This window comes from uncultured Agrobacterium sp. (assembly GCA_913777615.1).
Lineage (GTDB): Bacteria > Pseudomonadota > Alphaproteobacteria > Rhizobiales > Rhizobiaceae > Agrobacterium.
The window spans coordinates 206228-231860 of record CAJYTK010000006.1; the positions used below are offsets into that span (position 1 = coordinate 206228).

At 59.8% G+C, this 25633-nt stretch carries 24 protein-coding genes; 14 read left to right on the top strand and 10 right to left on the bottom strand.

The annotated features are described in order from the left end of the window. Positions 1-70: 70 nt before the first annotated feature. The gene (locus QZ862_RS05545; RefSeq protein WP_296098046.1) at positions 71-889 is read left to right on the top strand and encodes a shikimate dehydrogenase; all 819 of its coding nucleotides are present in this window, start codon (positions 71-73) and stop codon (positions 887-889) included. Further along, positions 882-2147 (top strand): FAD-dependent oxidoreductase, encoded by a 1266-nt coding sequence (locus QZ862_RS05550; RefSeq protein ID WP_296098048.1) that lies wholly within the window; start codon positions 882-884, stop codon positions 2145-2147. The genes QZ862_RS05545 and QZ862_RS05550 overlap by 8 nt, the downstream gene beginning before the upstream one ends. A 638-nt stretch (positions 2148-2785) precedes the next feature. On the opposite strand, the gene QZ862_RS05555 is transcribed toward QZ862_RS05550, so the two are convergent. The 5 genes from QZ862_RS05555 to QZ862_RS05575 form a co-directional block, all read right to left on the bottom strand. Then, a complete protein-coding gene (locus QZ862_RS05555) occupies positions 2786-3181 on the bottom strand; it encodes a hypothetical protein (RefSeq protein ID WP_296098050.1) in 396 nt (131 codons plus the stop codon). A 122-nt stretch (positions 3182-3303) separates the two neighbouring features. Beyond that, on the bottom strand, positions 3304-3948 hold the full coding sequence (locus tag QZ862_RS05560) for a hypothetical protein (RefSeq protein ID WP_296098055.1): 645 nt from the start codon (positions 3946-3948) through the stop codon (positions 3304-3306). A 173-nt stretch (positions 3949-4121) separates the two neighbouring features. Then, positions 4122-4616, bottom strand: coding sequence for a hypothetical protein (locus tag QZ862_RS05565; RefSeq protein ID WP_296098058.1), 495 nt, complete (start codon positions 4614-4616; stop codon positions 4122-4124). Between the two features lie 268 nt (positions 4617-4884). After that, on the bottom strand, positions 4885-6090 hold the full coding sequence (locus tag QZ862_RS05570) for an abortive infection family protein (RefSeq protein ID WP_296098060.1): 1206 nt from the start codon (positions 6088-6090) through the stop codon (positions 4885-4887). Next, positions 6087-6452, bottom strand: coding sequence for a tyrosine-type recombinase/integrase (locus QZ862_RS05575; protein WP_363315902.1), 366 nt, complete (start codon positions 6450-6452; stop codon positions 6087-6089). Before QZ862_RS05575 ends, QZ862_RS05570 begins: the two co-directional genes overlap by 4 nt. Positions 6453-6462: 10 nt before the next feature. Between QZ862_RS05575 and QZ862_RS05580 the strand changes: the two genes are divergently transcribed. Further along, the gene (locus QZ862_RS05580) at positions 6463-6993 is read left to right on the top strand and encodes a recombinase family protein (protein WP_296098062.1); all 531 of its coding nucleotides are present in this window, start codon (positions 6463-6465) and stop codon (positions 6991-6993) included. A 365-nt stretch (positions 6994-7358) separates the two neighbouring features. On the opposite strand, the gene QZ862_RS05585 is transcribed toward QZ862_RS05580, so the two are convergent. From QZ862_RS05585 to QZ862_RS05605, 5 genes are read right to left on the bottom strand one after another with little or no spacing between them, the layout of a single operon-like run. Then, complete coding sequence (locus tag QZ862_RS05585) at positions 7359-8480, bottom strand: glycerol dehydrogenase (RefSeq protein ID WP_296098065.1); 1122 nt, start codon at positions 8478-8480, stop codon at positions 7359-7361. Between the two features lie 28 nt (positions 8481-8508). After that, positions 8509-9291, bottom strand: a complete 783-nt coding sequence (locus tag QZ862_RS05590) for a 3-oxoacyl-ACP reductase family protein (RefSeq protein WP_296037438.1) — start codon at positions 9289-9291, stop codon at positions 8509-8511. A 31-nt stretch (positions 9292-9322) separates the two neighbouring features. Further along, entirely contained in the window at positions 9323-10894 is a 1572-nt protein-coding gene (locus QZ862_RS05595) for a GMC family oxidoreductase (protein WP_296098068.1), read from the bottom strand. A 54-nt stretch (positions 10895-10948) separates the two neighbouring features. Then, positions 10949-12487, bottom strand: coding sequence for an altronate dehydratase family protein (locus tag QZ862_RS05600; RefSeq protein WP_296098073.1), 1539 nt, complete (start codon positions 12485-12487; stop codon positions 10949-10951). A gap of 1 nt (position 12488) precedes the next feature. After that, positions 12489-13160, bottom strand: coding sequence for a GntR family transcriptional regulator (locus tag QZ862_RS05605; RefSeq protein ID WP_296078593.1), 672 nt, complete (start codon positions 13158-13160; stop codon positions 12489-12491). A gap of 310 nt (positions 13161-13470) precedes the next feature. Between QZ862_RS05605 and QZ862_RS05610 the strand changes: the two genes are divergently transcribed. The 11 genes from QZ862_RS05610 to QZ862_RS05660 all read left to right on the top strand — a co-directional run bounded on the left by QZ862_RS05610 (position 13471) and on the right by QZ862_RS05660 (position 25622). Next, positions 13471-14583, top strand: a complete 1113-nt coding sequence (locus tag QZ862_RS05610; protein WP_296037450.1) for an iron-containing alcohol dehydrogenase — start codon at positions 13471-13473, stop codon at positions 14581-14583. A gap of 58 nt (positions 14584-14641) precedes the next feature. After that, entirely contained in the window at positions 14642-15682 is a 1041-nt protein-coding gene (locus QZ862_RS05615) for a sugar ABC transporter substrate-binding protein (protein ID WP_296037453.1), read from the top strand. A 95-nt stretch (positions 15683-15777) separates the two neighbouring features. Next, entirely contained in the window at positions 15778-17283 is a 1506-nt protein-coding gene (locus QZ862_RS05620; RefSeq protein WP_296037456.1) for a sugar ABC transporter ATP-binding protein, read from the top strand. Beyond that, entirely contained in the window at positions 17280-18260 is a 981-nt protein-coding gene (locus tag QZ862_RS05625; RefSeq protein ID WP_296037458.1) for an ABC transporter permease, read from the top strand. Before QZ862_RS05620 ends, QZ862_RS05625 begins: the two co-directional genes overlap by 4 nt. Before the next feature lie 11 nt (positions 18261-18271). After that, positions 18272-19261, top strand: a complete 990-nt coding sequence (locus tag QZ862_RS05630) for an ABC transporter permease (protein WP_296098075.1) — start codon at positions 18272-18274, stop codon at positions 19259-19261. A gap of 14 nt (positions 19262-19275) precedes the next feature. Further along, on the top strand, positions 19276-20313 hold the full coding sequence (locus QZ862_RS05635) for an aldo/keto reductase (RefSeq protein WP_296037464.1): 1038 nt from the start codon (positions 19276-19278) through the stop codon (positions 20311-20313). Positions 20314-20363: 50 nt separating this feature from the next. After that, positions 20364-20786 (top strand): RbsD/FucU domain-containing protein, encoded by a 423-nt coding sequence (locus QZ862_RS05640; RefSeq protein WP_296037467.1) that lies wholly within the window; start codon positions 20364-20366, stop codon positions 20784-20786. 28 nt (positions 20787-20814) lie between these two features. Continuing rightward, positions 20815-21639 (top strand): amidohydrolase family protein, encoded by an 825-nt coding sequence (locus tag QZ862_RS05645; protein ID WP_296098077.1) that lies wholly within the window; start codon positions 20815-20817, stop codon positions 21637-21639. Between the two features lie 40 nt (positions 21640-21679). Further along, positions 21680-23113, top strand: coding sequence for an aldehyde dehydrogenase family protein (locus tag QZ862_RS05650; protein ID WP_296037470.1), 1434 nt, complete (start codon positions 21680-21682; stop codon positions 23111-23113). Between the two features lie 41 nt (positions 23114-23154). Next, positions 23155-24681, top strand: a complete 1527-nt coding sequence (locus QZ862_RS05655) for a sugar ABC transporter ATP-binding protein (RefSeq protein WP_296037473.1) — start codon at positions 23155-23157, stop codon at positions 24679-24681. Beyond that, the gene (locus QZ862_RS05660) at positions 24678-25622 is read left to right on the top strand and encodes an ABC transporter permease (RefSeq protein ID WP_296098079.1); all 945 of its coding nucleotides are present in this window, start codon (positions 24678-24680) and stop codon (positions 25620-25622) included. The genes QZ862_RS05655 and QZ862_RS05660 overlap by 4 nt, the downstream gene beginning before the upstream one ends. The last annotated feature ends 11 nt before the right edge of the window (positions 25623-25633 follow it).

The window sequence follows — 25633 nt, forward strand, 5'->3', positions numbered from 1 at the left end:
GGTTTAAAGTTATATTGGCGTCAATAGGCAATGGTCTCATATCGTCGCTCCGAAATTGGGAGGGAGCTTTGTGATCGGAAGCGAAACACGGGTGGTGGCGATCATCGGATCACCCATTGTCCAAGTGAAATCGCCGGGTAATTTCAACCGATATTTTGCCGATGAGGGTGTGGATAGGGTAATGATCCCCATCGATCTCGCCCCGGAGCGCGTTGCCGATTTCGTTACGACGGTGCGTGGCTGGCAGAATATGGATGGCTTCGTCGTCACCATTCCGCACAAGGCAGCAGTCGCCGCGCTGGTCGATGAGCTCAGTGCAACAGCGCAGTTTCTCGGTGTTGCGAATGTGGTGAGGCGTCACCCGAATGGACGGCTTTCTGGCGACATGACCGACGGCGAGGGTTTCCTCACAGCCTTAAGGGCGCAGGGTTTCGCTTCCAATGGCAAAGTCGTGCTGGTGGTCGGAGCAGGAGCTGCTGGCAGTGCGATTAGCTACACGCTTGCACGCGAAGGCGTTTCGCATCTGTTTATTTCCGATCGCGACAAGGCTCGTGGCGCCAGTCTCTGTGCTCGTCTGTCCAGCGCTTTCCCAGCCGTTTCTATTTTGGCAGGAGCAGTACCCCAGCGCGCCTTCGATCTTATCGTCAACGCGTCTTCGTCGGGTATGCAGCATGACGATCCACTGCCGGTACCTTACTCAACGCTGGCATTGGTGCCACCAGAAGGTCTGGTGGCTGATGTCGTGACGAGCCCGAAAATGACGCCGATGCTCACACTTGCGAAAGCTCGGCTGCTGAAAATTCAGACGGGTGAGGAAATGGCCAAATCTCAACTTTTTGCGCTTGGAAAAGTGATGGGCATATTCGGTGGAGTGCCAACTGATGTCTAAAGCCCGAGGTGGACGATACGACGTCGTGGTCGTTGGAGGTGGCGCGGCCGGAATGAGCGCGGCTGTAGCTGCTACCCGCATGGGTGCGAAAGTCGCACTCATCGAGCGATACGGTTTCCTGGGCGGAGCGGCTGCCAATTCGTTGGTTTTAGCCTACTGCGGCTTCTTCCTGAAAGGTCCTGAGCCTGTTTTTGCAGTTGGAGGAATCGGTGTCGAACTGCTGGCTATGCTTGCGAAGATTGGCCAGGATATCGCTCCGATACGATCTAGCAGCGGCAACTGGATTGTCATGCTGGACCCCGAGGCGGTCAAGCTTGCATTCGACCAATTGACCGACATGAATGGCCTCGAAACCCTGTTGCACAGTCGCGTCACTGCGGTGTCCACGAAGCCGAGTGGAATTGGCGCCATCACGGTGACTGACCATGCCGGTAGCTACGGGATCACCGCAGCCGCGTTTGTAGATGCCAGCGGTGAAGCTGCTCTAGCGTCGCATGCGGGACTTGAGATGACGACCGACAGCCGCGCTGGTGATCACGTCCAACCCGCGTCAATGCCCGTTCGTATCGGTGGCGTTTCAGCGGGTGTGACATTCGACCGCGAGCAGATGACGCAACTGATCGCCGAGCACAACGCTTGCTCAGATGTTCCAATTCATCGAACCGACGGCGGCGTCATGTTGCGGCTGCCGACGTCGAACGATTATTGGTGGATGACGATCGATCTTGTGACCGATGGTTTGAGCGGTGCCAGTCTGGGCAATGCGGAACGCGAGGCACGACGGCAAGCTTGGCGGAATTTGCAATTGCTCCGGCAGATGCCTGGCTTCGAAAACGCGTTCATCTCGGCCACGGGGCCACAGATAGGTATTCGCGAGACACGCCGTCCGCATTCGCGTAACGATTTGACCGCTACCGCTTTACGCGAAGGTGACCGTCGCGAAGATGGCATCGGGCGTGCTGCATGGCCCATGGAGGTTCACGAGGCACCCGGTCGGGCACATTTCGTCGATCTTGGCGGCGACGGCTTTGCTGATATACCAATGGGAGCCATCCAAGCTGTCGGTGCGGATAATCTGTTCCTCGCGGGTAGGGTCGCTGGCGCAGATGCTGCTGCCTATGGTTCTTTGAGAGTCATGGGTACAGCCTTTGTCACCGGTCAAGCAGCTGGAATTGCGGCCGCCTTGAGTGCTTCATCAGCGTCCGTTTCGGCTTACAGCGTCAGAAAGCATCTTTGTTTTCAAAATGCGATAATTTGAAAGCCTGAAGAGCGAACAATGCGATCTGAGAAAAAAGTTGCGTCACTTTGGACCGATTCGGTCCAGCGAAACGCATCTCTTCTATAGCGTTGCCGAAGCGGGATTGATATCTGCAACACGCGCTATACCATCTATTGGCGTAAGACGAACTGTCGGCCCGTGGATAAGCAATTTCAGCGTGTTAGCTCCATTCCAATGGCAGGGCCGACGGTCCTGATCCTTTCAAGAGCAAAAGCCAATACTGATGCCCGCTGAATTTGAAGCTGGACGAGAAGCAGATACAACAGAGCCTATTGGTCCAGAGCTCACTCAATCGCAACAGCGTCAGGTAAGATCCAGCTTCCGTCGACTACATTGATGTGTGTCCTAGCCCCACATCCAGTTCAACAAACTCGCTCTGATGGTACATCCGTACAAGCTTGTCATGACGTATGCGGAACTGGCTTCGCCTTTTCAGGCCGGTTGCCGGGTCGATTTTCAGGGCCGTATCGTAGTAGACCGCGCCGTTCGCTATTGCCCGCAGGAACAGGGGATCTGGTCTTCGGTCATCTCCGGCTCCTCCGAACAGCCGCGAATGGTCCAGAAAACATGCAGATCTACATCCGCTAAATTCTCAGGAAGCGTGGGAATCAGAGGCTTTACAGACGCGGAACGCTGGTGATCAGTCCCCGGACAACGGTATCGTTGTCAGCCTGAATGCGGCATACGGCCTCTAACCGCTGGCCCGGCATACTACGCTCGGCCAGGAATGTCTCGACATTCGGTTTTTCCTCCTCTGTCGGAGGGCTGCATTTCACCCAGGCATCTTTCAGATAGAACGGGACATCCATGGGATACCCGAGATATCTGCGGCTCTCCTGGTGGTTTTCGACATCAACCAGGATCGCTCTGAGACCGCTCTTGTAGGAGATCGAAAATGCCCCTTCAGGCATATCCGGGCGGGTGAAGTAGCCGGCACGGTAGTAGTCCCATACACCGTAAGCCACATATCCTAGCACAGCGACCGCGATGCCTCGTTTGAGCCAAAACCACATACCCGGATCCCCACGCGATCAATCTTGGTCAGTTCTAGTTGCTGTAGCGACGAAATTCAACGCAGACAGGCGCGACTGACCCATGATTTAAAGGGTCGCAGCACATCGCACCCACTGCCATATCAAGGCTTAGCAGTGATCACCGCTGCAACCCGGCTATGTTCGTCGATCCAGCGGGCCGTGTCCGGCGAAATGTAGCTGATCAGCTCGATGATCGATGCGTAGTCTGCAGCAATATTGCGGTTCAGGATCGGTTCGTGGTGCGCGATCCGGTTACGCAGCCGGCGGAGATCATCAAGCGGCTGAAAGATCTGCGCACGGGTGAGGGGCCCCTCTGACTGGAAGACCTTGCGGAAGTGCGAGCGCCACAATTGCTCGTAGCGTTTGGCAAGAAGCCCCGTCCAGAACCCCCAGTTCAACTCTGCCACCACGCGCCCGTGATTCGCGATGCTTCCGTGACGGCCAAGATCGGTGCGTACCTTCAGGAGCATGTCGGGCAGGGGGTATTGCAACGCCGGCCCGGGATTAAGATCAAACCAGGTCGGGCCAAATGCAGTCTTCAACCGGTCGCCAAGCCCGTTGCGTAAAGTTATCTCAAGCCCTTGCAACGGCGTGTAAAGCGCCTGAGACAATGCGCTGTTCCAGGCATACAGCTGGAGCCCCAGCACCTTGTCGTTACCGGCAAGGGCGTAGTAAGGTCCCAGCCGTTCGGGGGAGTGGGATGACTCCAGATTCGCGATAATCGTCGGCGTATACTCAAAAACCACTTGAATATCTCCTCAATTTATTCCATCTTGTCTTCGTGAGCCTCGGTAGCGCCTCTGCATTGCAAGCGCCCGGGGCATTGCTTTTTATGAGCCTGCCACAGCACTGGGCCAGCTGTCTCGTCTGACGGACAGTGAGGTCAACAATCCTTCCTGTCGATTGCGGCCTCGCCCGCTCAAGAGTTCGGCGCGTTGTTGTTCACGACAAGCTTGGGCTTTTTGCGCTTCACCCTGTCCTTCTCGTCCTCAGACTTCTTTTTGGCAGCCGCGATCTTCTCAAGCGCATGCGGCGTGCAGGCCGCGATCAGCCCGTCAAAGCGATAAAGGTTGGTCTGGCTCCCGAACTTGCTGTGCCGGCGCTCGTCCCGCGTGATCAGCCCGATCTTCTGCATTCCGGTGATGCGCTTCTGAATCGTCCGGGGCGTCACGTTCAACGCTTCCGCGATCGTGCCGACCGCAGGACGTGGCACGTTGTCGTCGGTCCACCAGTACTGGATCAGGTGCAGCAGGATATTGACGTCTAGAGCGTCCAACCCCAAGGCGCGTTGTTTCTCGATAATGATGTTCGGGATGGCGCTCCACCCCGCCTTCATCAGCGTCGGCGTCCATTTCTTTTCATTCTGTTTGAGCGCCTGGACATCCGGCGACTTTGCTTTTACAGTTTCTTCCATGTCGGTCTCCCGTGTTTGCGTATGCCCTCTATATCAGGCTGTTTCGCGCGATTGGCGAGACGCTACGGGGCGAACCTAGGTTCGGGAGTGGGCGAATTCAGGTTCGCACGCCCCCTGTTTCTGAGTTCAGGGTGGTACGAACGCAGGTTCACCCAAAGTAGATATACTGATAATCAGGATATTCGGAAAACAGGAAGAACCAGCAGCAGAGTAACAGTATATAGGTACCGCCCGTCTCCCGGTTCACCCGGGTATCGGAAAATTCCTATCAGGCTACTGGTTTGACAGGAGCATCTGTCGGCGCGAGAGCGCCTTCTGCTTTACGAGCCCGCCAGGTTTCTACAAGAAAAGTCGCCATGGTTCCGGATAGATTGACAGCGAGCTCAGCGAGTCGCGGTTGCGGCTTTGCTTTTTTGGGGCCCGGGCTATGGGCGTCGCCAAGTTTGCTTCGAAGGGATCCCAGAAGTTCAACGATTTGCTGACAGCTGCCGAGGAGCTGCTTGAAAGTCTGCTCCGTGTGGTCATCCGGTGCGAGGCGAAGAACCTTGGCAAGCCTACGGTAAAGAACAGGTAGATCAGCATTATCTGGATATTCGGCTTCTGCTTCATCCAGGATCCATTTGCACACGTCCTCAAGGAGGGTGCGGGCAAGAGTGATAGCGCCGTGGGGATCGTCTGCACGCCTTTCCACTGCCGCGATCCACCGACCATGAACATCGTTCGGGTCAAAGGCCTGCAGGGCAGCACTGATGCCATGGTCGGCCGGGCTGCCAAGGATCGCGCGCTGCATCTTGTAGATTGGCGAGCCTGATACCTTGCCGGTCATGGCGAGACGGAAACCATCGTGTTGTAGATGAGAATTTAGGTCAGCGACCAAGGCCGCCTGCGCCTCGAGGGTTTGAACGACAGGCGCTGTCAGTTCCTCCAGGAACCGGAATAGCTGGCGTTGGGAGCAGCTGAGAAACCCAAGGTGGATCAGCATCTCGTCGGTTCCCCAGTCGTAGTTGCGAACCGTATGCTGATAGATATCCTCTAGGAGACCGCCAGACGACCCGTAAGGAGAGGGAATTTCGGCTACTGGCCAGATACGCTGGATGGATTCGACTTCATGCAGCTCCGTTGTCAGGGGACGCGTCTTGAGGACAGACAAGATTCGCCTGCGAGTAATCTCTGTGACTGCGGGTTGGTCGATCTCTTCAAATTTGGCGACCTGTTCCGAGAGACGGTAGTTGGTGACCTCTAGGAGCAGCTTTTTTGCCATAGGCAAAAGACCTTCAGCTGGTACGGCCGACAGCCTGCTCATGGCATACTTGTACTTGCTATTGAAGGCTTCTGAACCGTCCCCATCTGCGAGGCCCAGGCGGGTACAAACGCCCGGCACGTCATAAGCTTTGAAGTCAGAAATGACGTTTGCGATGTCGCTACGTAATTCGCGGATCATTTGGGGAGATGGCGTTGTCATAGGCTCGATCAAATCAGGATCCGCTCAACCTCGTCCAGACTGACATCATCGCTCCGGCGGTCGTAGAGCTGTGTAGTCCGGGTGGATGAATGGTTGGCGATGTTCGCGGCTTTCTCCAGCGTTCCCCCATTCTTAAGGTAGGCCGTAATCCCTGTGGCACGGAACGTGTGATTGCACACGGCGGTACTAATGCCGGCCGCGACGGCGCGGCGTTGGATCATGGCGTAGGCGTTGGCCTGGGGCAGCGCCTTGCCGGACATTTCAGACGTGCCTCGATGGAAGGTCTGGAACAGCGGCGCACGAGGAGCGTCCCTCAGGCCTGCGCCGTCGAGATAATCATCCAGGTAGGCCTCAAGGGAATGGTGGCACGGCAGTTCGACCTGCTTGCCAGCCTTTGCCGCCGGTTTTCATGTCGAGCCGCGCCGGATCGTTACTGAGACGATCTCCGGCAGTACCGCAATCGCACAGCGCCGCGGCTTTTCACGGTTAATGGACAAGCTGGAGTCCGGCGATATTCTCATAGTGACCAAACTCGACCGCCTCGGCCGTGACGCGATCGATGTCAGCACCACTGTGAAGGCTCTCGCCGAGATGGGCGTACGCGTTTACTGCCTTGCCCTCGGCGGCGCAGACCTGACCAGTTCGTCCGGCACGATGACCATGCAGGTGCTCAATGCTGTCGCGCAGTTCGAGCGCGACTTGCTGATCGAACGAACCCAATCCGGCCTCAAGCGTGCAAAGTCGGAAGGTAAGACCCTCGGTCGGCCATCTACACTCAGTGATGAGCAGAAGATGGATGTACGCGATGATCTCGCAAAGGGAATGAGCGTTTCGGCTATTGCGCGAAAATTTACGACTAGTCGACAGACGGTTATGCGGGTTCGCGACGAAGGTTCACGGTCCGTTCGATCTTAGCGTGTCGCCAAGAACACATCTTGTTCCGACCCCAAATCGTTAGCGAAAATCTGGGCTATTTTTGCGCGCTAACTCTAACAGACGTATGACGTTCTGCAGTTTGAAATTCCAAAGTAAAAGCGACAATCTCTCACGCGTCTCGTGTGGGCGCTTCGCCCGCTCGCCGGTCGGAGCCTGCGGGGTCGAGCGAACCCACTTCGTTACGCCCGTGCTTTGCTGTCTGTGAATTGGCATTCTTTGTGCATGACCACCAGTCAGCGGGAAGTGCTCACTTCGAAGTATGAACTGTCACTCCTCAAGATAGAATATAAAATCCATCATAATTGTCGGCAAGAGTGCCCGTATTGCTGCCGAGCGATCCGGGCTTAAGCTCCATTATAGCCTCGAATTTTCCGCGTTTCCGCCAATCGGCTGGCAGTCCAGATGCAATCCGCAACGAGCGATTCTGAGAGATTCACCGGAACCGAATGAATGACGTTTGACGGTAGCATGGCGAGCTTGCCGACTTCCGCCATGTCTTCTGCAGTCACATCCTGAAGACCGAGATCCGATAGGGTGGTGGGCAGGCCGAGGTCGATACAAAAGTCCAGCGCTTCGTTGAGATCTTCCGGCGAGCGGTTTTCCAGCACCAAGAGGCAGATGACGCCGAAGGCAACCTTTTCGCCATGGAAGAAGTGGTGCGTAGGTTCCAGCGCCGTCAGGGCGTCGTGCACGCCGTGTGCGGCCGAAACGCCGCAGTTCTCGAAGCCAAGGCCGCTCAGCAGCGTGTTGGCTTCGATGATGTTCTCTACGGCTGGCGTCAGTCGGTCATCCCTTGCCGCAGCGAAGGCCGAGCGGCCATCGCGCATCAGTACTTCGTGACAAGCGCGTGCGATGTGAATGCCGGCTGCCGTTGTGGCATAGCCGTCGCCGATATAGTTTTTGCTGCGTGACTCAATGTTCGAGCGAGCCTCGTACCAGGTGGAGAGGGCATCGCCCATGCCGGCCACCAGAAAGCGTACCGGCGCCTTGATGATCAGCGAACTGTCGACGACCACGACGTCCGGGTTGCGGCCGCAGCGCACGACCCGATCGTAAACGCCCTGTTCCGAGTAGATGACGCCGATGGAGCTGGTGGGCGAATCCGTAGAGGCGATGGTCGGCACGGTGACGATGCGGGCGCCGATGTTGAAGGCGGTGATCTTCGCGGTGTCGAGCGCCTTTCCGCCTCCCACGCCGATGACGACACCGGCATCGCCGGCCTTGCCCTCGTCGACGCAGCGCGCGACTTCCTTGTCAGTCGATTCGCCGCAAAATTTGACGAAGCGGCTTTTGACGCCTTGCTCCTGGAGGCTCCGCTCGATCTGCGGGCGCAGGCTATTCCAGAAAAAGGCATCGATGATGATAAGTGCAGACTTCGAAAGCGGAGCGATATAGATGCCAAGGTCGGCCAGAACGCCTGGGCCTTGCACATAGCGCAATGGGCCGCCGTAACCGCGTTGTGTCATGGTGAAAATCTCCTGGAAATGAACCCGATCAGCGAAGCGTCAGACCGCCGTCGACTGTGATTATTTCTCCCGTGGTAAAGGAGGAAGCGCCGCTTGCGAGGTAGACGATGACGCCGGCCAGTTCGTCCACCGTTCCGATGCGGTTCTGCACGGCGCCCTTTGCCCAATGGTCGCGGACGACGTCGGGATGATCCTTCAGCACGTCTTCCGTCAGCTCTGTCATGATGTAGCCGGGAGCGATAGCGTTGACGCGGATGTTGTGCTCGGCCCACTCTGTGGCGAGGCCCTTGGTGAGCATGTGCACCCCTGCTTTCGAGACATTGTAGGCGGTGTGTCGGAAGGGCCAGTTGACGATCCGGCCGGACATGGAGCCGATGTTGATGATCGAGCCATCCTTCTGCCTGATCATCGCCTTGCCGACTGACTTGGAGACGAGAAAGACGCCGTCGAGATTGACGGCCATGGTCTGTCGCCAGTGATCCAGTGAAAACTCCTCTGCGCTACCGGGAAAAATGATGCCGGCATTGTTGACGAGAATGTCGATCCGGCCCCAGCGTGCCAGCACGGCTTCCGTCATGCGCTCGACGTCCGCCTCATCGGCGACATCGGCCTGGATCGCGAAGCTGTCGACGCCCATGTCGCGCAGCTCGGCGACGACACCTTCTGCCCTGTCCACGGTGGAGCGGACGACGATGGCAACATCGGCGCCATGGCTGGCAAGCGCTTCCGCCAGCGCCTTGCCAATCCCGCGCGATCCGCCGGTGACGATTGCCTTCTTTCCCTTGAGATCGAAGATCTTGCTGTAATCCATCGGTTTCTCCTCCCGATTGTAGGTCTTTGGATCAGGCGGTTGTCGGCGAAGCTGTCGTCATGGTGATAGGGGCCATTGCCATTTCTCCCCATTGCTTCAAAATCTGCTCCCCGGTGCGCTGCGCTTGGGCGACGATCGTCAGCGACGGGTTGAGAGCGGTAGAGGATGGCAGGAAGGACGCGTCGACGACGTAGAGATTGTCGACATCCCAGACCTTGCAATGCTGGTCGAGAACGGAAGTCTTCGGATCGTTGCCGAAGCGCGCCGTGCCGCACTGGTGCATGGAGACCTTGATGTCCATCTTCTGGGTGATGATCAGCGGGTAGCCAAGCGAGCGCATGTGGCGTCCCCAGACTTTGACGAGTTCGCTATGGGATTTCAGGTTGTTCTCCGTATAGCTCAGCCTTAGCTTGCCATCCGGATCGACGGTGACGCGGTTGTTCGGATCCGGCAGATCCTCCGACATGATCCACCAGTCGACGCTGCGTTCGGCAAACTGGTTCATCAGCCATTCCGGTGCCCACTTGGCGTTGGCCGTCAGCATGCCGCCCTGCAGCTTGCCAAGCCCCTGGACATTGCCAAGCGGGTAGGGCTTCTCGCTGTTCGCCAGATAATAGTCGTTGACCGCCATCGATTTCTGGAAGGTGACGCGGTTCTTCTTGAACGGCGAAACCGCCATCATGGCCGTGTTGTTGTGGGCCATATAGTTTCGGCCCAGCTGGTCCGACATGTTGTTGCCGATACCGCGTTTGTGGGCATCGTTGGCGGAGCGCAGCAGGAGAGCTGCCGAGTTGATCGCGCCGGCGCTGCAGATATAGGTGTCGCCCGTCACAATCTTCTTCTCGCCCTGATGGGTGAGCTCGACACCGGTGACGCGCTTGCCGGTTGGATCGGTCAGGATGCGGTGCACCAGCGTCTCGGTGATCAGATCAATATTGCCCTTGGCAATGGCCGGGTCGATGAGGCGGACTTCGGCATCGCCCTTTGCGCCGAGTTTGCAGGCAAACCCGTCGCAGGTCCGACAGCGAATGCAGCTGCCGCCCTGATGATAGTCGATGGCAATCGGCAGCGGGAAGGGTTTCAGGCCCTTTTCGCGCAGCTTCTTTTCGAAGAAGGCGATTTCCGGCTCGTGGCCGATCGCCGGATAAGGCATCGGGCCCGAGCGGGGCGGCTCGGTCGGATCCATGCCGGCCGTACCGTGGGTTCCCATCAGCCGCTCGGCGACATCGTAATAGGGTGCGAATTCCGAATAGGGAACCGGCCAGGCAGGGGCAATGCCGCCCTCGTGCTTAAGATCACCAAAGTCCTCGGCGCGGAAGCGCAGGGTCGCAGCACCGAAAAATTTGCTGTTGCCGCCGACATAATAATAGGTGCTGGGGTTGAAGATCACCCCGTCCTTGTCGCGCCACTCTTCCTTGGCCACGTACTTCCTCGTGTGGAAAACGGCGTCGACGCTCCAGTTGTCGGCTTCGCGCGGCAGGCGCGGGCCACGCTCGATCATCAGGATGCTGCGCCCGGTCTCGACCAGACGGTTTGCCAGAGCTCCGCCGCCGACCCCGGCGCCAATGATCACGACGTCGTAGAAGTTCTTCAGTTCTGTCATCTTCTCTCTCCCGGGCATCTCATGGCTTTCGCGCTCAGATGCCGCTCCTCCAAATCACATGATCGCGCCTACCTGCCAGGGCACGAACTCGTTGTCGCCGTAGTTGAAGATCTCGCTGGACGTCTGCTTGCCGGAGGCGGTGTCGAGGATCATCCGGAAGATCCTCTCCCCGACCTGCTCCACCGTCTCATCACCCGTGACGATCGTGCCGCAGTTGATGTCCATGTCCTCTTCCATCCGCTCGTACATCGGCGTGTTCGTCGCGAGTTTGAGCGATGGGGCCGGCTTGAAGCCCGAGACGGAGCCTCGGCCGGTGGTGAAGCAGATGATATTGCATCCGCCTGCGACCTGGCCCGTGACTGCGATCGGGTCGTAGCCCGGCGTATCCATGAAAACGAAGCCGGCTTCGGTGATTGGCTCGGCATATTCGTAAACGGCGTTGAGGCGAGACGTGCCGCCCTTCGCTACGGCGCCGAGCGACTTTTCGAGAATGGTCGTCAGGCCGCCGGCCTTGTTGCCGTGCGACGGATTGTTGTTGAGTTCGGCCTTGCCGCGCTCCGCGTAGTCGCGCCACCACTCGATGCGCTGCAAAAGCTTTTTGGCGACATCCGGCCTTGCGGCACGGCGCGTCAGAAGGTGTTCGGCGCCATAGATCTCCGGCGTTTCGGCCAGACATGCGGTTCCGCCATGGCGCACCAGCAGATCGGCAGCGTAGCCGAGCGCAGGATTGGCCGATATGACGGAGTAACCGTCCGAGCCGCCGCATTCGAGCGCCAGCTTCAGCATCGATACCGGCTGCGGAGTGCGCTGGATCGCATCGACCTTGGGCAGCATCTCGTCGATGACCGAGATGCCCTGCTCGATGGTCTTGCGGGTGCCGCCGGTTGTCTGGATCGTCATCGTGCGGAAGGTATCGCCTTCCGTCAGGCCGTGGGCGGCAAGGATGGCCGGGATCTGGTTGGTTTCACAGCCGAGGCCGATCATCACGACACCGCCGACATTGGGGTGGGTGGCGTATCCGGCAAGCGTCCGCGTCAGGTAGCGATAACCTTCGGCATTGGTGTTGATGGCGCAGCCACCGGCATGGGTCAGCGCGATGATGCCATCGACGTTCGGATAAGCTTCAAGGCGACCCGGAACGGAAAAATGCGCAGCGATGGCCTTTGAGACAGTGGCCGAACAGTTCACCGACGATATAATGGCGATGTAGTTTCGCGTGCCCGCAGGCCCGTGGGGGCGTGCGTAGCCCATGAAGCTTGCGCGCTCCTCCGGTGCCAGGAAATAGGGCTCGTGTGCGTCGACACAGAATTCGTGCTCCAGCACCACGTCGCCCATCGCCATGTTGTGCGTATGGACATGGTCGCCAACGGCGATGTCAGCGGTAGCGAAGCCGATAACCTGGCCGTATTTCACGATCTTTTCGCCTTTGCCGAGTGCCGCTGCCGCGACCTTGTGGCCCTGCGGGATGCGCGTATGGACAAAGACACCGCCGAGTTCGTCGCAGTTTCCGGGTTCCAGGGGAACGCGGGCGATGGCAACATTGTCGCGCGCGTGGAGCCGCAGCAGGGGGGACGACGTCGAGTAATCTGTCATGTCAGGCGTCCTTCTTCTCAAACAGGGAAACCTTGTCCTCGTACATGTTGGCCATCACCTCGAACGAGGAATCCAGATGGATCCGCATGGCCAGCTCAGCCTGGTCGGCGCTCCGGTTCTTGAGGGCGCGGACGATTGCCTCGTGCTGTTCCGTCACCATGGCCAGGTGGCCAGGTACCGGTGCACTCAGCTGCCGCATGCGATCCAGGTGGACCTTGGCGAGCGTGATGAACTTCCAGATCCGTGGATATCCGCTGATGCCGGCGATGGCGCCATGCAAGGCGTCGTCCGCGTCCAGATAGTCTGCCAGCGTGTCACGCTCCAGAATCCCCCGCATCTCGCCGATGATCGTCTGCAGGCGTGCGAGATCTCCGTCCGTGATCCGCGATGCAGCCTTCCGGACGCTCTCGATTTCCAGCGAGCGGCGGATGACGAAACCTTCCTCCGCGACATTGAACGAGATCCGGCTGACATAGGTGCCAGAGTGCGGAAAGATATCGACGAGCCCCTCGTCGGAAAGCTTCTGCAGCGCCTCGCGGACCGGTGTCCGTGACACGCCGAACTCCGTGCAAAGATCCTTCTCCGAGATCACCGCACCCGGCTGCATGTCCAGATGGACGATGGCTTGTCGCAATAACCCATATATGTGTTCTGCTTTTGGGATTAGTCTCATAGTCCGTATGCTCGTTGATTTCTCTTCGTAACTGCCGTCTTGTAGGGCCTTCGGAAAGTTTACGATTTGCCGTTGACAGCAATTCGATGTTCTGCCTTTTATAACTCATATATTAGTCGGCGGCGCAAGAGGAAAAGTTATTGGCGCCGTCAATGAAGAGGAAAAGCCAAGGTGCGGACGCACCGAGGTGCTTCCAGGACGAAATACGGCCTTTCGGCCCGTTGCGACTTTGGTCAAGGCAGGTGCGGTAACGCCGCAGCCGCCTGCTGGATCGCGATCACCTGAAAAGCGGAAACCAGGACATATCGCCATGGCAACGATCAACTACCTGACACGCATCGAGTTCGACGATGGCGCAATATCGCGTCTTCCGTCGCTTCTGGCCGAGCTCGGGGTCAAGCGTCCGCTGATTGCCACCGACAAGGGACTGGTCGCAACAGGCATCGTCGAAAAGGTACTTGCCCTGTTCGAAACGCGCCCCGTCGTCTTTGACGGCACGCCGGCCAACCCGACGGAGGACGCCGTTCTCGCCGCCTACGAGATATTCAAGAGCGAGAATTGCGACGGCATTGTCGGTCTCGGTGGTGGTTCATCCCTGGATCTTGCAAAAGCGGTTCGTCTTCTCAGCGGCCATCCGGGGCCGCTGGCGCAATATACCGCCGTTGCCGGTGGTGCTTCCAGGATCCACGGCAAGATCTGTCCAATGATTGCGGTGCCGACGACGTCCGGTACAGGCTCCGAAGTCGGCCGCGCTGCGGTCATCATCACGGCGGAGGGCCGCAAGCTCGGTATCCTCAGCGGCTTCATGCTTCCATCGATTGCGCTTTGCGATCCGGAGCTGACCTACGGCCTGCCGCCGTTCCTGACGGCTGCGACCGGTATGGATGCGCTTTCGCATTGCCTCGAAACCTACATGGCACCATCCGTCAATCCGCCCGCCGAAGCCATTGCACTCGATGGGCTGAAGCGCGGCCTTCCCGCGCTACGCACCGCCGTCAAGGAAGGCCAAAACCGGGATGCCCGCTGGAACATGATGATGGCTGCGCTGGAAGGCGCCATGGCTTTCCAGAAAGGCCTTGGCGCCGTGCATGCGCTGACCCATCCGCTCGGAGCCATCCGCGAACTCAATCTCCATCACGGAACGCTGAATGCCGTCCTGACACCGGCCGTCCTGCGCTTCAACAGACAGGCCATCGGGAAGAAGTGGGATGTGCTGGCCGAAATGCTTGGCGGCGTCCCGGACGAGGCAATTGCGCAGCTGAACAAGGAAATCGGCATGCCGTCCGGCCTCGAAGCGATGGGCGTGACGCAGGCGATGATGGAGAAGGTTTCGGGCGAAGCGCTCAAGGACCATTGCCATGGCACCAATCCGCGTCTCGCGACGCAGGAGGAGTATCTGGAGATCATGCGCGACTCTCGTTGAGTGCGATGGAGAGGAAATGGCTGGGCTGTTCCGGCCATCGATCGGGAGGATCAAATCAATGTCCGAATTTGAAAATGAAACCAATGATCAGGCATCCTACCTGTCGTCCCTGAAGCTGACGCGCCGCGGCGTGTTGAGCGCCGGTGCTGCCCTGACCGTGGCGGCGGCGCTGTCGAAGCCGAAGTTCGCCCAGGCCGCAGACCTGCAGTTTTGTGCTTCGCTCGGCTGGACCGTCTGGGAATCGGGGCGTCACATCGTCAACGGCTACAAGGACGCCGTCGAGCGGCTTGGCGGCAAGTTGACGATCGCCGACGCCAATTACGACATCAAGAAGCAGGCCGACCAGATCGCCGCCTTCGTGGCGTCCAAGCCCGCGGCCATCTTCATCACCCCGGCCGACGCTTCTGCGATCTCGCCTGCGGTGCAGGCGGCCGTTGCCTCCGGTATCCCGATCTTCTGTGGCGACAGCTACGTTCCGAACACCACGGTCACCTCGACCGCCATGTCGAACAATTTCGGTCTCGGTGCCGCCGGCGCGGAATACATCGCCAAGCGCCTGAACGGCAAGGGCAGCGTCGCGCTGGTCAGCTTGCCGTCCAACGAATCCTGGGATCAGCGGACGCTGGGAGCCAAGTCGGTTTTCGCCCGCTTTCCTGACATCAAGATCGTTTCGGAAATCGCCTTTGCGCTGGGCGGCACGACCACGCCTCGCCAGGTCGTCGACAACATCCTGACGGCCAATGCAGACCTGAACGCCGTCTGGTGCGCGTGGGACGGCGCTGCCTCTGAAGGCACTCTCGCCATCCGTGCTGCCCGCCGCGATGTCTTCATCACCGGTATCGACGGTGGCAGGCAGTCGTTCGAATATATCAAGGCCGGCTCACCCTTCGCCCTCACCATGGCTCAGAGCTTCTACGAAATGGCCTACATGAACGCCTTCTATGCCCATGAGGTCATCGCCGGCCGCAAGGCTCCCCGCTTCGTCATCACGCCCAGCTACGCGGTGACACAGGAGAGCCTGAAGAGCCTGCCTTCTATTCCTGACACCTACGACAAGCCGGGCGAAGCCATCAAGCTCGGCTGGTCGCGCGCGCTGTAAGGCAGAACGAAGTGCGCCGGCCCGGTACCGGCGCGTTTTTCGGAGGAAAGCAGGCAGCGGCATTCGCCGCGCCTGCAGACTGTTGGGACGAGACAATGGCAAATGTAATCAGCATGCGCGCTATCGAAAAGCGCTTCGGGGTCGTCAAAGCACTCGATGCCGTCAGCTTCGATCTTGAGGTCGGCGAGATCCACGCCTTGCTCGGCGTCAACGGTGCTGGCAAGTCGACGCTGATCAAGATCCTCTCGGGGGTCTACAAGAAGGATTCAGGCGTCATCGAGATCGGTGGCCAGAGCGTCGAGCTCGGCAGCCCGGCTGCGGCCATCGATTGCGGTATCGCATCCGTCCAGCAGCATCCCGAACTGGTGGGCGACTTCACCGGGGTCGAGAACATCTATCTCGGCCAGGAATCGAAGCGGGCCGGGTTGACGGGTCGTATCGACCGCAAGGCCATGCAAATGGCTGCGCAGAAGCTGTTGAAGCGCTTTCCCATCGAGATCGACCTCGATGCCCGCGTCGGTGAAATGGCTGCCGTCGATCGCGAAATCGTCGCGATCCTGCATGCGCTGCGCCGCGAGGACATCCGCATTCTCATCCTAGACGAGCCGACCTCGACGCTGACCGAGCGCGAGAAGGCGTCGCTGTTCCAGCTGATGCGGACGCTGAAGGCGGCCGGCATCGCCATCATCTATATCACGCACCGCCTCGAGGAAGTCTTCGAGATCGCCGATCGCTTCACCGTCTTTCGCGGTGGCCGCAATGTGGCGACGATGACGATTGCCGAGGCGCGTTCCAATGCCGTCTCCATTCCCGATCTGATGCTGGACCAGAAGAGCGGGGCCATATTCCCTCCCAGGGATGACCGGGCCGGGGGTGAAGTCATGATGACAGTGGAGGGTCTCGAAAAGCGCGGCCTCTTCTCCGATGTCAGCTTCACCCTGCGGCGTGGCGAGATACTGGGCATTTTCGGGCTGATCGGATCCGGTGCCGACGAATTGTCGAAGGCGCTGTTCGGCGTCATCCGCCCCGATGGCGGTTCGATGACCATCAAGGGCAAGCCTGTCGTGCTGAAAGACCCCCACGATGCGCTGCGTCGGGGCATTTTTCTCGTTCCCGGCGATCGGCGCACCGAAGGTCTGACGATGACGAAGGACGTGGTCTTCAACACCACGCTTGCCCATCTCGGTAAGGCGTCCTGGATCGGTGGCCTGCTCAAGCTCGGTCGTAACAAGGCGATCGCCGAAGAACTGGCAAGGAAGGTCGCGCTGCAACCGCTGAAGCTCGATCGTCCGGCCAGCGCCTTCTCCGGGGGCAACCAGCAAAAGATCGTCATTGCCAAGGGTCTCTATCGCGACAGCGAGATCTACATCTTCGTCGAGCCCACCGTCGGCGTCGATATCGGCGCGCGCGCGACGCTCTATGGGCTGATGCGCGAGCTTTCGCAGAAGGCGGCTGTGCTCGTCATCTCATCGGACTGCGACGAGGTCTACGGCGTCGCCGACAGAACGATCGCGCTCTACAAGGGCCAGCCTGCGACGTCAGCAGACACGCCGTCCCGCGACCAGCTTCTTGCCGCCGGCATCATGGGAGTAAGATCATGAAAGAGGAGTTCAAGGTGCCTCCTGTCGTTCTCCGGCTCGGTGCGTTCGTCGTGCTGCTGGCCATCATTGCAGGCGTGTTCCAGTCCTTCGCGCCGTCCTATCTCAGCAATGGCAATCTACATGCGCTGCTGCGCCACATGTCCGTCAACGGCCTCACGGCGATTGGTCTCACCTTCGTCATCGTCGTGCGCCATTTCGATCTGTCGTTCCCAGGCATTGCATCGCTCGGCGCCATGACGATCGGCTGGCTTCTTGCCAATGACTACAGTCTTTACCAGAGCATCGGCGGCGGCATTGCCGTTGGCCTTCTCGTCGGCCTGATCAACGGCACGGCCATCTCCTATTTCCGTCTCCCGGATATCGTCACGACGATTGCCACCGGCGGCGTCTCGGTCGGCCTCTCCTATTTCTACAGCAACGGCACGTCGCTTTCCGACAACTTCTTCGGCTCGGGCATTCTTGATCTCAACGATGCGAAGGTGATGACGCTGGATATGCCGGTCGTCATCCTGCTGATCGCTGGAATCATCGCCTTCGTCGTGCTGCACGCCTCGCGCTTCGGCCGTGCCTTTTACGCGACCGGTGAGAACAAGCTTTCCGCAGTCTTTTCCGGCGTCAGGGTCAAGGCCTATGTGCTCGCGGCGTTCGCACTCTGTGGGGCCATGGCCTGTCTCGCAATCACCTTGCTGGTCGCATCTTCCGGTGCCGCCAACGTGACGGCCGGCAGCCAGCTGCTGATGCCGGCGTTTGCGGCCGTCTACCTGGGTGCGGCCCTTTTCGGGGCGCCTTCGATCCCGGCAACGCTGGCCGGAACCCTGCTGATGTCGGCGATGCTGAACGGCTTCACCTTGCTTGCCATCCCCTACTACTACAGCGATGCCATCGTCAGCACCGTGCTGATCGTCGCCATCGGAATGTTCGATCCAAAACTCACGTCTTTCATCGGCGGGCTGTTTTCCAGTCGGCCGGCTCGCTGAGGAGATACGGGATGACCGCATTGTCCGAAAACATCAGAAGCCAGCGCCCGGGCTTTGACTACCAGACCTTCTTCGTGCGCTACGGGCTGTTTTTCTTGCTCGCCATCACCTTCATTGCTTTTGCATGGCTACGTCCGACCTTTGTCAGCGCCGGCAATATCAACGACATGCTGCGCTCGGCCAGCATCGCTGCGATCATGTTCCTGGCCCTGACGTGGATCATCGCAGCCGGCGAGATCGACGTCAGCTTCATGTCAGTGGCGGCGCTCGCCAACATGATCGTTGCCGGCCTTGCCAGCCACGGATACGGCTGGCCCGTCGCATCGCTCGCAGGGCTTGCCGCCGGTATTGTCTTCGGCGTGATCAATGGCGGCCTGGTTGCCATCTTCCGGCTGCCGGCGTTGGTCAGCACCATCGCGACCGGAGGCCTGGCGGGATCGATCGCCGCGGCAATTGGTCTCGGCACATCCATCTCGCTGTCCTCAACCGGTTTTGTCGGCGCGCTGCTGCATGCCAATATCGGCATCGTGCCGGTCCTGACGATCATCGTCATCCTGCTTTATGCGCTGGCCTATTACCTTCAGGAACACCTGACGTTCGGCCACTATCTCTACGCTATGGAGCAGAACCGCGCAGCGGTGTCCGAAGCGGGCATTCCGGTAAACCGTATTCTCTTCCTGCTCTACATCCTTTCCGGCGTGCTCTCCTCGATCGCCGGCATCCTGCTCACGGCGGATCTATCCTCAGGCCAGCCATACATCGGCAGCTCGTATTTTATCGACGGCTTAACCGCGGTGCTGCTCGGCGGCATGGCGCTGAAATTCGGCAAGCCGAATGTCATCGGGACGATCGCCGGCGTGGCGCTGCTAGCTTCGCTTCTCAGCGGCGCCGCCCTGCTTGGCTGGACGGATTCCCAGCGACAGATCGTTCGCGGCGCACTGCTCTTGGTCGGCGTCGCCATCGTCGTCTGGGCCCGGCGCAAGAACCGCGCACATATCTGAATGAAGGTCTGATCATGAACAGCAAAACCACTGAACTGCGCAAGGTCGGCAACACGGGCCTCAGCGTGACGGCACTCGGTGTCGGTAGCGCACCGCTTGGCGGCCTCTACGCCCCGGTGGCAACGGCCGATGCCGTCGCCATGTTGACTGCTGCCTGGGAAGCCGGCATCCGCTATTTCGATACGGCGCCCATGTACGGCAATGGCCGCTCCGAGCATCTGGTCGGCCAGGTCCTGCGCGAAAAGATGGAGGGCGAGCGAAACTTCGCGCTCAGCACCAAGGTCGGCCGGCTGATGACCACGCAGCGGGCCGGACGCGCGCTGCCGCCGGAGCCGCCAAAGAACCCGCTCGATCCCGGTTGGTACAACGGCCTACAGTTTCGCGAAGTCTTCGACTACAGCTACGACGGCGTGATGCGCAGCTTCGACGATAGCCAGCAGCGCCTCGGCTTCCCCAATCCCGATATTCTCTATGTCCATGACATAGGACAAGTGACTCATGCGGACCTGCATGACCATCATTGGAGCGCACTTACCAAGGGCGGCGGCTTCAAGGCGCTGACCGAACTGCGGGCTGCCGGCGACATCAAGGGCTTCGGCCTCGGCGTCAACGAGTGGCAGGTCATCCGCGATGCGCTTGATGAGGCCGACCTCGATTGCTCCATGCTTGCGGGTCGCTATACGCTGCTCGATCAGGATGCGGCACGCGAATTTCTTCCGCTGGCGCAGAAGCGCGGCATGGCACTCGTCATCGCAGGCGTCTTCAACTCCGGCATCCTCGCCTCCACGACGCCCGGACGCCGTAAGTTCAACTATGCCGACGCGCCGGAAGAGGTCATCGCCCGTGCCGACCGTCTGAGGGAGATCTGCACAGGCTACGACGTGCCACTTCCGGCCGCAGCACTTCAGTTCCCCATGCGCCACCCGGCCACCACCTGCGTTGTCATCGGCGCAAAGACGGCGGCCCAGGTGACCACCAATGTCGAGTGGTTCGAACAGCCTATACCGGAGGAACTCTGGAGGGCGCTCGAGACCGAGGGCCTTATCGGCTGATCCGACCAGGCTGCCGAAAACTTCACTTCCACTAGAAAGCGAGTATTCCCATGCTGAAAACGCTCAATCCGCTACTCACCGGCCCGCTGTTGCAGATCCTTGCGGATATGGGGCATGGCGACGAGATTGCGATCGTCGATTGCAACTTTCCGGCAGCCACCGTCACCAACCGCGTGATCCAGATTCCCGGCCAGACTGCACCGGCCGTTCTCGATGCCGTGCTGTCGCTCTTCCCGCTCGACGACTTCGTCGACCAGCCGGCGGGCGTCATGGATGCACCGGGCGACCGGCCTGCGATGTATTCGGAATTCGAGGCTGTGATCGCAGCGCAGGAAGGCCGCAAACTGGAACTGGCCGTGATTGACCGTTTCGATTTCTACGATCGGACCAAGTCGGCTTTTGCCGTCATCTCCTCCGGCGAACGCCGGCTCTATGGTAACATCATCCTCAAGAAGGGTGTCGTGCGCGCGTAAACCAGACCGAAAGGGAGGGGAGGGGACCATGCTCGACAGCCATCAGCATTTCTGGAAGATCGAACGGGGCGATTACGGATGGATGACGCCCGATCTCGGTGTCATCTACCGCGATTTCATGCCGGACGGTCTGCGCCACGAAATGAAGCGCGCCGGCATCACGAGAACCATCGTGGTGCAGGCGGCCGAGACGGAAGCGGAAACGGATTTCCTTCTGGACCTTGCGGCAAAGACGGATTTCATTGCCGGCGTCGTCGGCTGGCTGGATATGGATGCGGATGGTTTCGAAAGCCGTCTTGCGCACTATCGGCGCAATCCGCTGTTTGTCGGCATCAGGCCCATGCTGCAGGGGCTGGATGACGACGCCTTCATTCTACGCCCTCAGGTGCTGCGGAGCCTCAAGGCCGTTGAAGCGGCCGGGGTGCCGTTTGACATCCTGACCTTTACCCGCCACCTGCCGCATGTCGCGGAAGCGTTGCGCCAGGTGCCTAATCTCAAAGCCGTGGTTGACCATATCTCGAAGCCGGAAATTGCCGCTTCCGCCATCGAACCGTGGAAGTCGCATATCAGCGAGATCGCGGCTTTCCCGAATGTCTCCTGCAAGATCTCCGGCATGGTGACGGAAGCCTCATCCGACTGGGCGCCTGCCGATTTCCAGCCCTACATCGACCATGTCGCTGATATCTTCGGCCCGGAAAGGCTGATGTTCGGCAGCGATTGGCCGGTCTGCCTTCTGGCGGCGAGCCATGCCGAGGTCTGCAATCTGGCGCGGACCCTGCTGCAAGCACATTTCGGCCCGGCCGAGCTTGAGACCATCTTCGAAAAGAACGCGGCGCACTTCTACGGCGTCTGAAACTTCACGCGCGTTGTCGAACCTTACATCGAGAGAAACAATGACAATTCATCAGAACCTGATCGCCGGCGAGTGGAATGGCGCAGCCGGCACCAACAATATCAACCCATCCGATACCAACGAGGTTGTCGGCATCTATGCCGCCGCCACGGCGGATGACGTGGCCAATGCCATCTCGGCGGCAAAGGCAGCCTTTCCGGCCTGGTCCCGCTCCGGCATACTCGAGCGCCACGCCATTCTCAGGAAAGCCAGCGACGAAATCCTGGCCCGCAAGGAGGAGCTCGCTGCCCTGCTGGCGCGCGAGGAAGGCAAGACGCTTCCTGAGGCAATCGGCGAAACCATCCGCGCTGCGCAGATATTTGACTTTTTCGCAGGCGAGGCGCTGCGTCTGGCGGGCGAGGTCCTGCCGTCGGTTCGCCCGAACATCGGCGTGGAGATCACGCGCGATCCGCTCGGCGTCATCGGCATCATCACGCCCTGGAATTTTCCGATCGCGATCCCGGCCTGGAAGATCGCCCCAGCACTCTGCTACGGCAACACCATTGTTTTCAAACCCGCCGATCTCGTTCCCGGTTGCTCATGGGCTATCGTCGATATTCTCCATCGGGCCGGCCTGCCGAAGGGCGTGCTTAACCTAGTCATGGGCAAGGGTTCCGTCGTTGGACAGGCCATGCTGGATAGCCCTGTCCTGTCGGGGATAACCTTCACCGGCTCCGTCGGAACGGGCAAACGTGTTGCACTTGCTTCCGTCGAGCATAACCGCAAGTACCAGCTGGAGATGGGCGGCAAGAACCCGATGGTGGTGCTCGATGATGCGGACCTGACGGTCGCCGTCGAGGCCGCCGCCAATTCCGCCTTTTTCTCGACGGGCCAGCGCTGCACGGCCTCTTCCCGCCTGATCGTCACCGAAGGTATCCATGACAGGTTCGTCGCGGCGCTGACCGAACGGCTGAAAGGACTGAATGTCGACAACGCGATGAAAGCGGGCACCCATATCGGGCCCGTCGTCGACGAGAAGCAACTGAAGACCGATCTGGATTACATCGCCATCGGCAAGCAGGAGGGTGCAAAACTGGCATTCGGGGGCGAGGTCCTCAGCCGCGACACGCCCGGCTTCTACCTTCAGCCGACACTGTTCACCGAAGCCACGAGCACGATGCGTATTTCCCGCGAGGAGATCTTCGGTCCCGTTGCAGCGGTCATCCGTGTCAAGGATTACGACGAAGCGCTGGCCACGGCGAACGACACGTCCTTCGGCCTGTCGGCGGGCATCGCAACCACCAGCCTGAAACATGCGACGCACTTCAAGCGCAATTCCGAGGCCGGGATGGTGATGGTGAACCTGCCGACGGCAGGCGTCGATTTCCACGTGCCCTTCGGTGGCCGTAAAGGCTCCTCCTTCGGCTCGCGCGAGCAGGGTCGCTATGCCAGCGAGTTCTTCACCACCGTAAAGACTGCCTACACCCTCGCCTGAGGCGCGGAGACGTCATGCTGCCCCGGGAGGAGTTAAGGAAAATGCAATCGAAAACGGACACTGGTGCATCGGATCCACCTATCCTGGCCCTGCGCGGCATAGAGAAATCGTTCGGCCCGGTCTCGGTGCTGAAGGGCGTCGATTTCGACGTCCGTGCCGGTGAGGTCCATGCTCTCATGGGCGAGAACGGTGCCGGAAAATCGACGATGATCCGCATCATGTCCGGCGCCCACCAGCCGAGTGCCGGCGATGTGCTGCTGGACGGGGAGATCACGCGCTTCGGCCAACCACGTGCCGCCCAGGTGGCCGGCATATCGGTGGTGCATCAGGAGCTATTGCTGTTTCCGGCGCTGACAGTGACGGAAAACATCTTCCTCGGCCACGCGCCGAAGACGGCCCTGGGGCTGCTGGATCGGCGCGCCATGCGCGACCGTGCAAAAGCACTGCTTGCCAGACTCGATTGCCCTGAACTCGACATCGACGCCCCGGTCGAAACCCTTTCAGTTGCCAACCGGCAGCGCGTCGAGATCGCTCGTGCGCTGTCGCGCAATGCCCGTGTGCTGGTCATGGATGAGCCGACGGCAGCCCTTGCCGAGGCCGATGTAGTGCGGCTGCTGGATGTGGTGCGTGCGCTGCAGAAGGATGGCGTCGGGATTGTATATGTCAGCCACCGCATGGACGAGGTTTTCCGTATATCGGACCGTGTCACGGTTCTCCGCGACGGCAAAACTGTGGCCTCCAAGCCGATCGCTGAGGTCACGGAAGCAAGCCTGGTTTCGGCCATGGTCGGTCGCGAGATCAGCCAGCTGTTTCCGAAGGAAACCGTGCCTTTTGGTGCGTCGGTGCTGGAACTGGAGGGGCTATCCTGTACGGGTCGCGTCGAGAATGTCAGCTTTAATGTGCGGGCCGGCGAGATACTCGGAATTGCCGGACTGGTCGGCTCCGGTCGGACCGAGCTTGCCGAAACCGTCTTCGGCATCTCCCCGGCGTCATCCGGCGTGATCAGGATCGACGGGCAGCCGGTGACTGTCGGGGGTGTCAGGCAGGCGATCGACAACGGCATCGCCTACGTGCCGGAGGATCGGGCCCAGCATGGCCTGGTAAAGAAGCAGACCATCCGCGACAACGTCGCCATCACCGTCATCGACAAGCTGACCAATGGCTGGCTGGTCGATACGCGCAAGGAGCATTCGCTGGCGAGCGATGCGATCGCAAGATTTGCCGTGCGGACGCGGGGCCCATCGCAGGTCGTCGGTGAACTCTCCGGCGGCAACCAGCAGAAGGTCGTCATCGCCAAATGGCTGGCAAGCAAGCCGAAGGTCCTCATCCTCGACGAACCGACGCGCGGCGTCGACGTCGGCGCCAAATCCGAAATCCACAAACTCATGGTGCAGCTGGCCCGCGAGGGCATGGCGATTGTCATGATTTCAAGCGAACTCCCCGAGGTGATCGGCATGAGCGACCGGATCGTGGTGATGAACGCCCATCGCATGGTGGCGATTATCGATCGCAATGAGGCGACGCCCGAAACCGTAGGTGCTGCAATGATGAGGGGACATGCCGCATGAAGCGTCTTTCACTCGCCAGGATTTTCAACCAGGAGGTTCTTCTGGCCGTCGCGGTCGTCTCGCTGCTGGCTTTGGTCGGCCTCAACAACCCGCGATTCATGGCGTCCAACAACCTCTCCACCATCTTTGTCGGCAATGCATATATCGCGGTTGCCGCCATAGGCATGTCTCTGGTGATCATTTCCGGCCATATCGATGTGTCTATCGGCGCGCTGATCGGCGTGCTGGCGACGATTTCCGGGCTTCTGGTGACCCATGGCTACCCGGTCTGGTTTTCTTGGCTGGCGCCGATTGCCGTCGGATGCCTGATCAACACCGCCCTCGGTATCCTCATAGGCTATATGCGGGTCCCCTCCATCATCGCGACGCTAGGGATGCTCTCCATCCTGCGGGGGCTGCTGATCACCGTCACCGGTGGCGCCTGGATCTCCGGCCTCCCGCCTGCCTTCCAGCTGGCACAGTTTAAACTGATGGGCATCCCCTCGCCAATTCTCTTCATGGTGATCCTCACGCTGCTGGTCGCCTTTGCCATGCGGACAACAGCGTTTGGCCGGGCTATCTATGCAGTCGGCGGCAATCCTGACGCGGCAGAGGCAGTCGGCATTTCGCACCGCGCCATGACCGTCAAGGTGTTTGCCATTCATGGTGTTCTCGCCGGCATAGCCGCCATTCTCTTTGCCACCCAGCTGCAGGTCATCCAGTCCACGGTCCCCAATGGCCTCGAGCTGGTGATCATATCGGCGGCTGTCGTCGGGGGCGTCTCCATCCTGGGCGGCATCGGTACCGTAACAGGTGCGACGCTGGCCGCGATCCTGTTTGCCACGATTGGCTCGTCGCTGATCTTTCTGAATGTCTCGGCCTACTGGCTCCGCGCGGTGCAGGGGGCACTGATCCTTGCGACAGTGCTCGCTGACGTGGCGCGTCGCCACCGTTCACGTTGATGGAGAAAGTC

Excerpts from the sequence above, each read along its gene's own strand:
- QZ862_RS05630 (WP_296098075.1), top strand. The coding sequence starts at position 18,272 with ATGACCGCATTGTCCGAAAACATCAGAAGCCAGCGCCCGGGCTTTGAC.
- QZ862_RS05615 (WP_296037453.1), top strand. The coding sequence starts at position 14,642 with ATGTCCGAATTTGAAAATGAAACCAATGATCAGGCATCCTACCTGTCG.
- QZ862_RS05610 (WP_296037450.1), top strand. The coding sequence starts at position 13,471 with ATGGCAACGATCAACTACCTGACACGCATCGAGTTCGACGATGGCGCA.
- QZ862_RS05640 (WP_296037467.1), top strand. The coding sequence starts at position 20,364 with ATGCTGAAAACGCTCAATCCGCTACTCACCGGCCCGCTGTTGCAGATC.
- QZ862_RS05600 (WP_296098073.1), bottom strand. The coding sequence starts at position 12,487 with ATGACAGATTACTCGACGTCGTCCCCCCTGCTGCGGCTCCACGCGCGC.
- QZ862_RS05550 (WP_296098048.1), top strand. The coding sequence starts at position 882 with ATGTCTAAAGCCCGAGGTGGACGATACGACGTCGTGGTCGTTGGAGGT.
- QZ862_RS05650 (WP_296037470.1), top strand. The coding sequence starts at position 21,680 with ATGACAATTCATCAGAACCTGATCGCCGGCGAGTGGAATGGCGCAGCC.
- QZ862_RS05585 (WP_296098065.1), bottom strand. The coding sequence starts at position 8,480 with ATGACACAACGCGGTTACGGCGGCCCATTGCGCTATGTGCAAGGCCCA.
- QZ862_RS05620 (WP_296037456.1), top strand. The coding sequence starts at position 15,778 with ATGGCAAATGTAATCAGCATGCGCGCTATCGAAAAGCGCTTCGGGGTC.
- QZ862_RS05595 (WP_296098068.1), bottom strand. The coding sequence starts at position 10,894 with ATGACAGAACTGAAGAACTTCTACGACGTCGTGATCATTGGCGCCGGG.
- QZ862_RS05625 (WP_296037458.1), top strand. The coding sequence starts at position 17,280 with ATGAAAGAGGAGTTCAAGGTGCCTCCTGTCGTTCTCCGGCTCGGTGCG.
- QZ862_RS05605 (WP_296078593.1), bottom strand. The coding sequence starts at position 13,160 with ATGAGACTAATCCCAAAAGCAGAACACATATATGGGTTATTGCGACAA.
- QZ862_RS05660 (WP_296098079.1), top strand. The coding sequence starts at position 24,678 with ATGAAGCGTCTTTCACTCGCCAGGATTTTCAACCAGGAGGTTCTTCTG.
- QZ862_RS05635 (WP_296037464.1), top strand. The coding sequence starts at position 19,276 with ATGAACAGCAAAACCACTGAACTGCGCAAGGTCGGCAACACGGGCCTC.
- QZ862_RS05645 (WP_296098077.1), top strand. The coding sequence starts at position 20,815 with ATGCTCGACAGCCATCAGCATTTCTGGAAGATCGAACGGGGCGATTAC.
- QZ862_RS05555 (WP_296098050.1), bottom strand. The coding sequence starts at position 3,181 with ATGTGGTTTTGGCTCAAACGAGGCATCGCGGTCGCTGTGCTAGGATAT.
- QZ862_RS05655 (WP_296037473.1), top strand. The coding sequence starts at position 23,155 with ATGCAATCGAAAACGGACACTGGTGCATCGGATCCACCTATCCTGGCC.
- QZ862_RS05590 (WP_296037438.1), bottom strand. The coding sequence starts at position 9,291 with ATGGATTACAGCAAGATCTTCGATCTCAAGGGAAAGAAGGCAATCGTC.
- QZ862_RS05565 (WP_296098058.1), bottom strand. The coding sequence starts at position 4,616 with ATGGAAGAAACTGTAAAAGCAAAGTCGCCGGATGTCCAGGCGCTCAAA.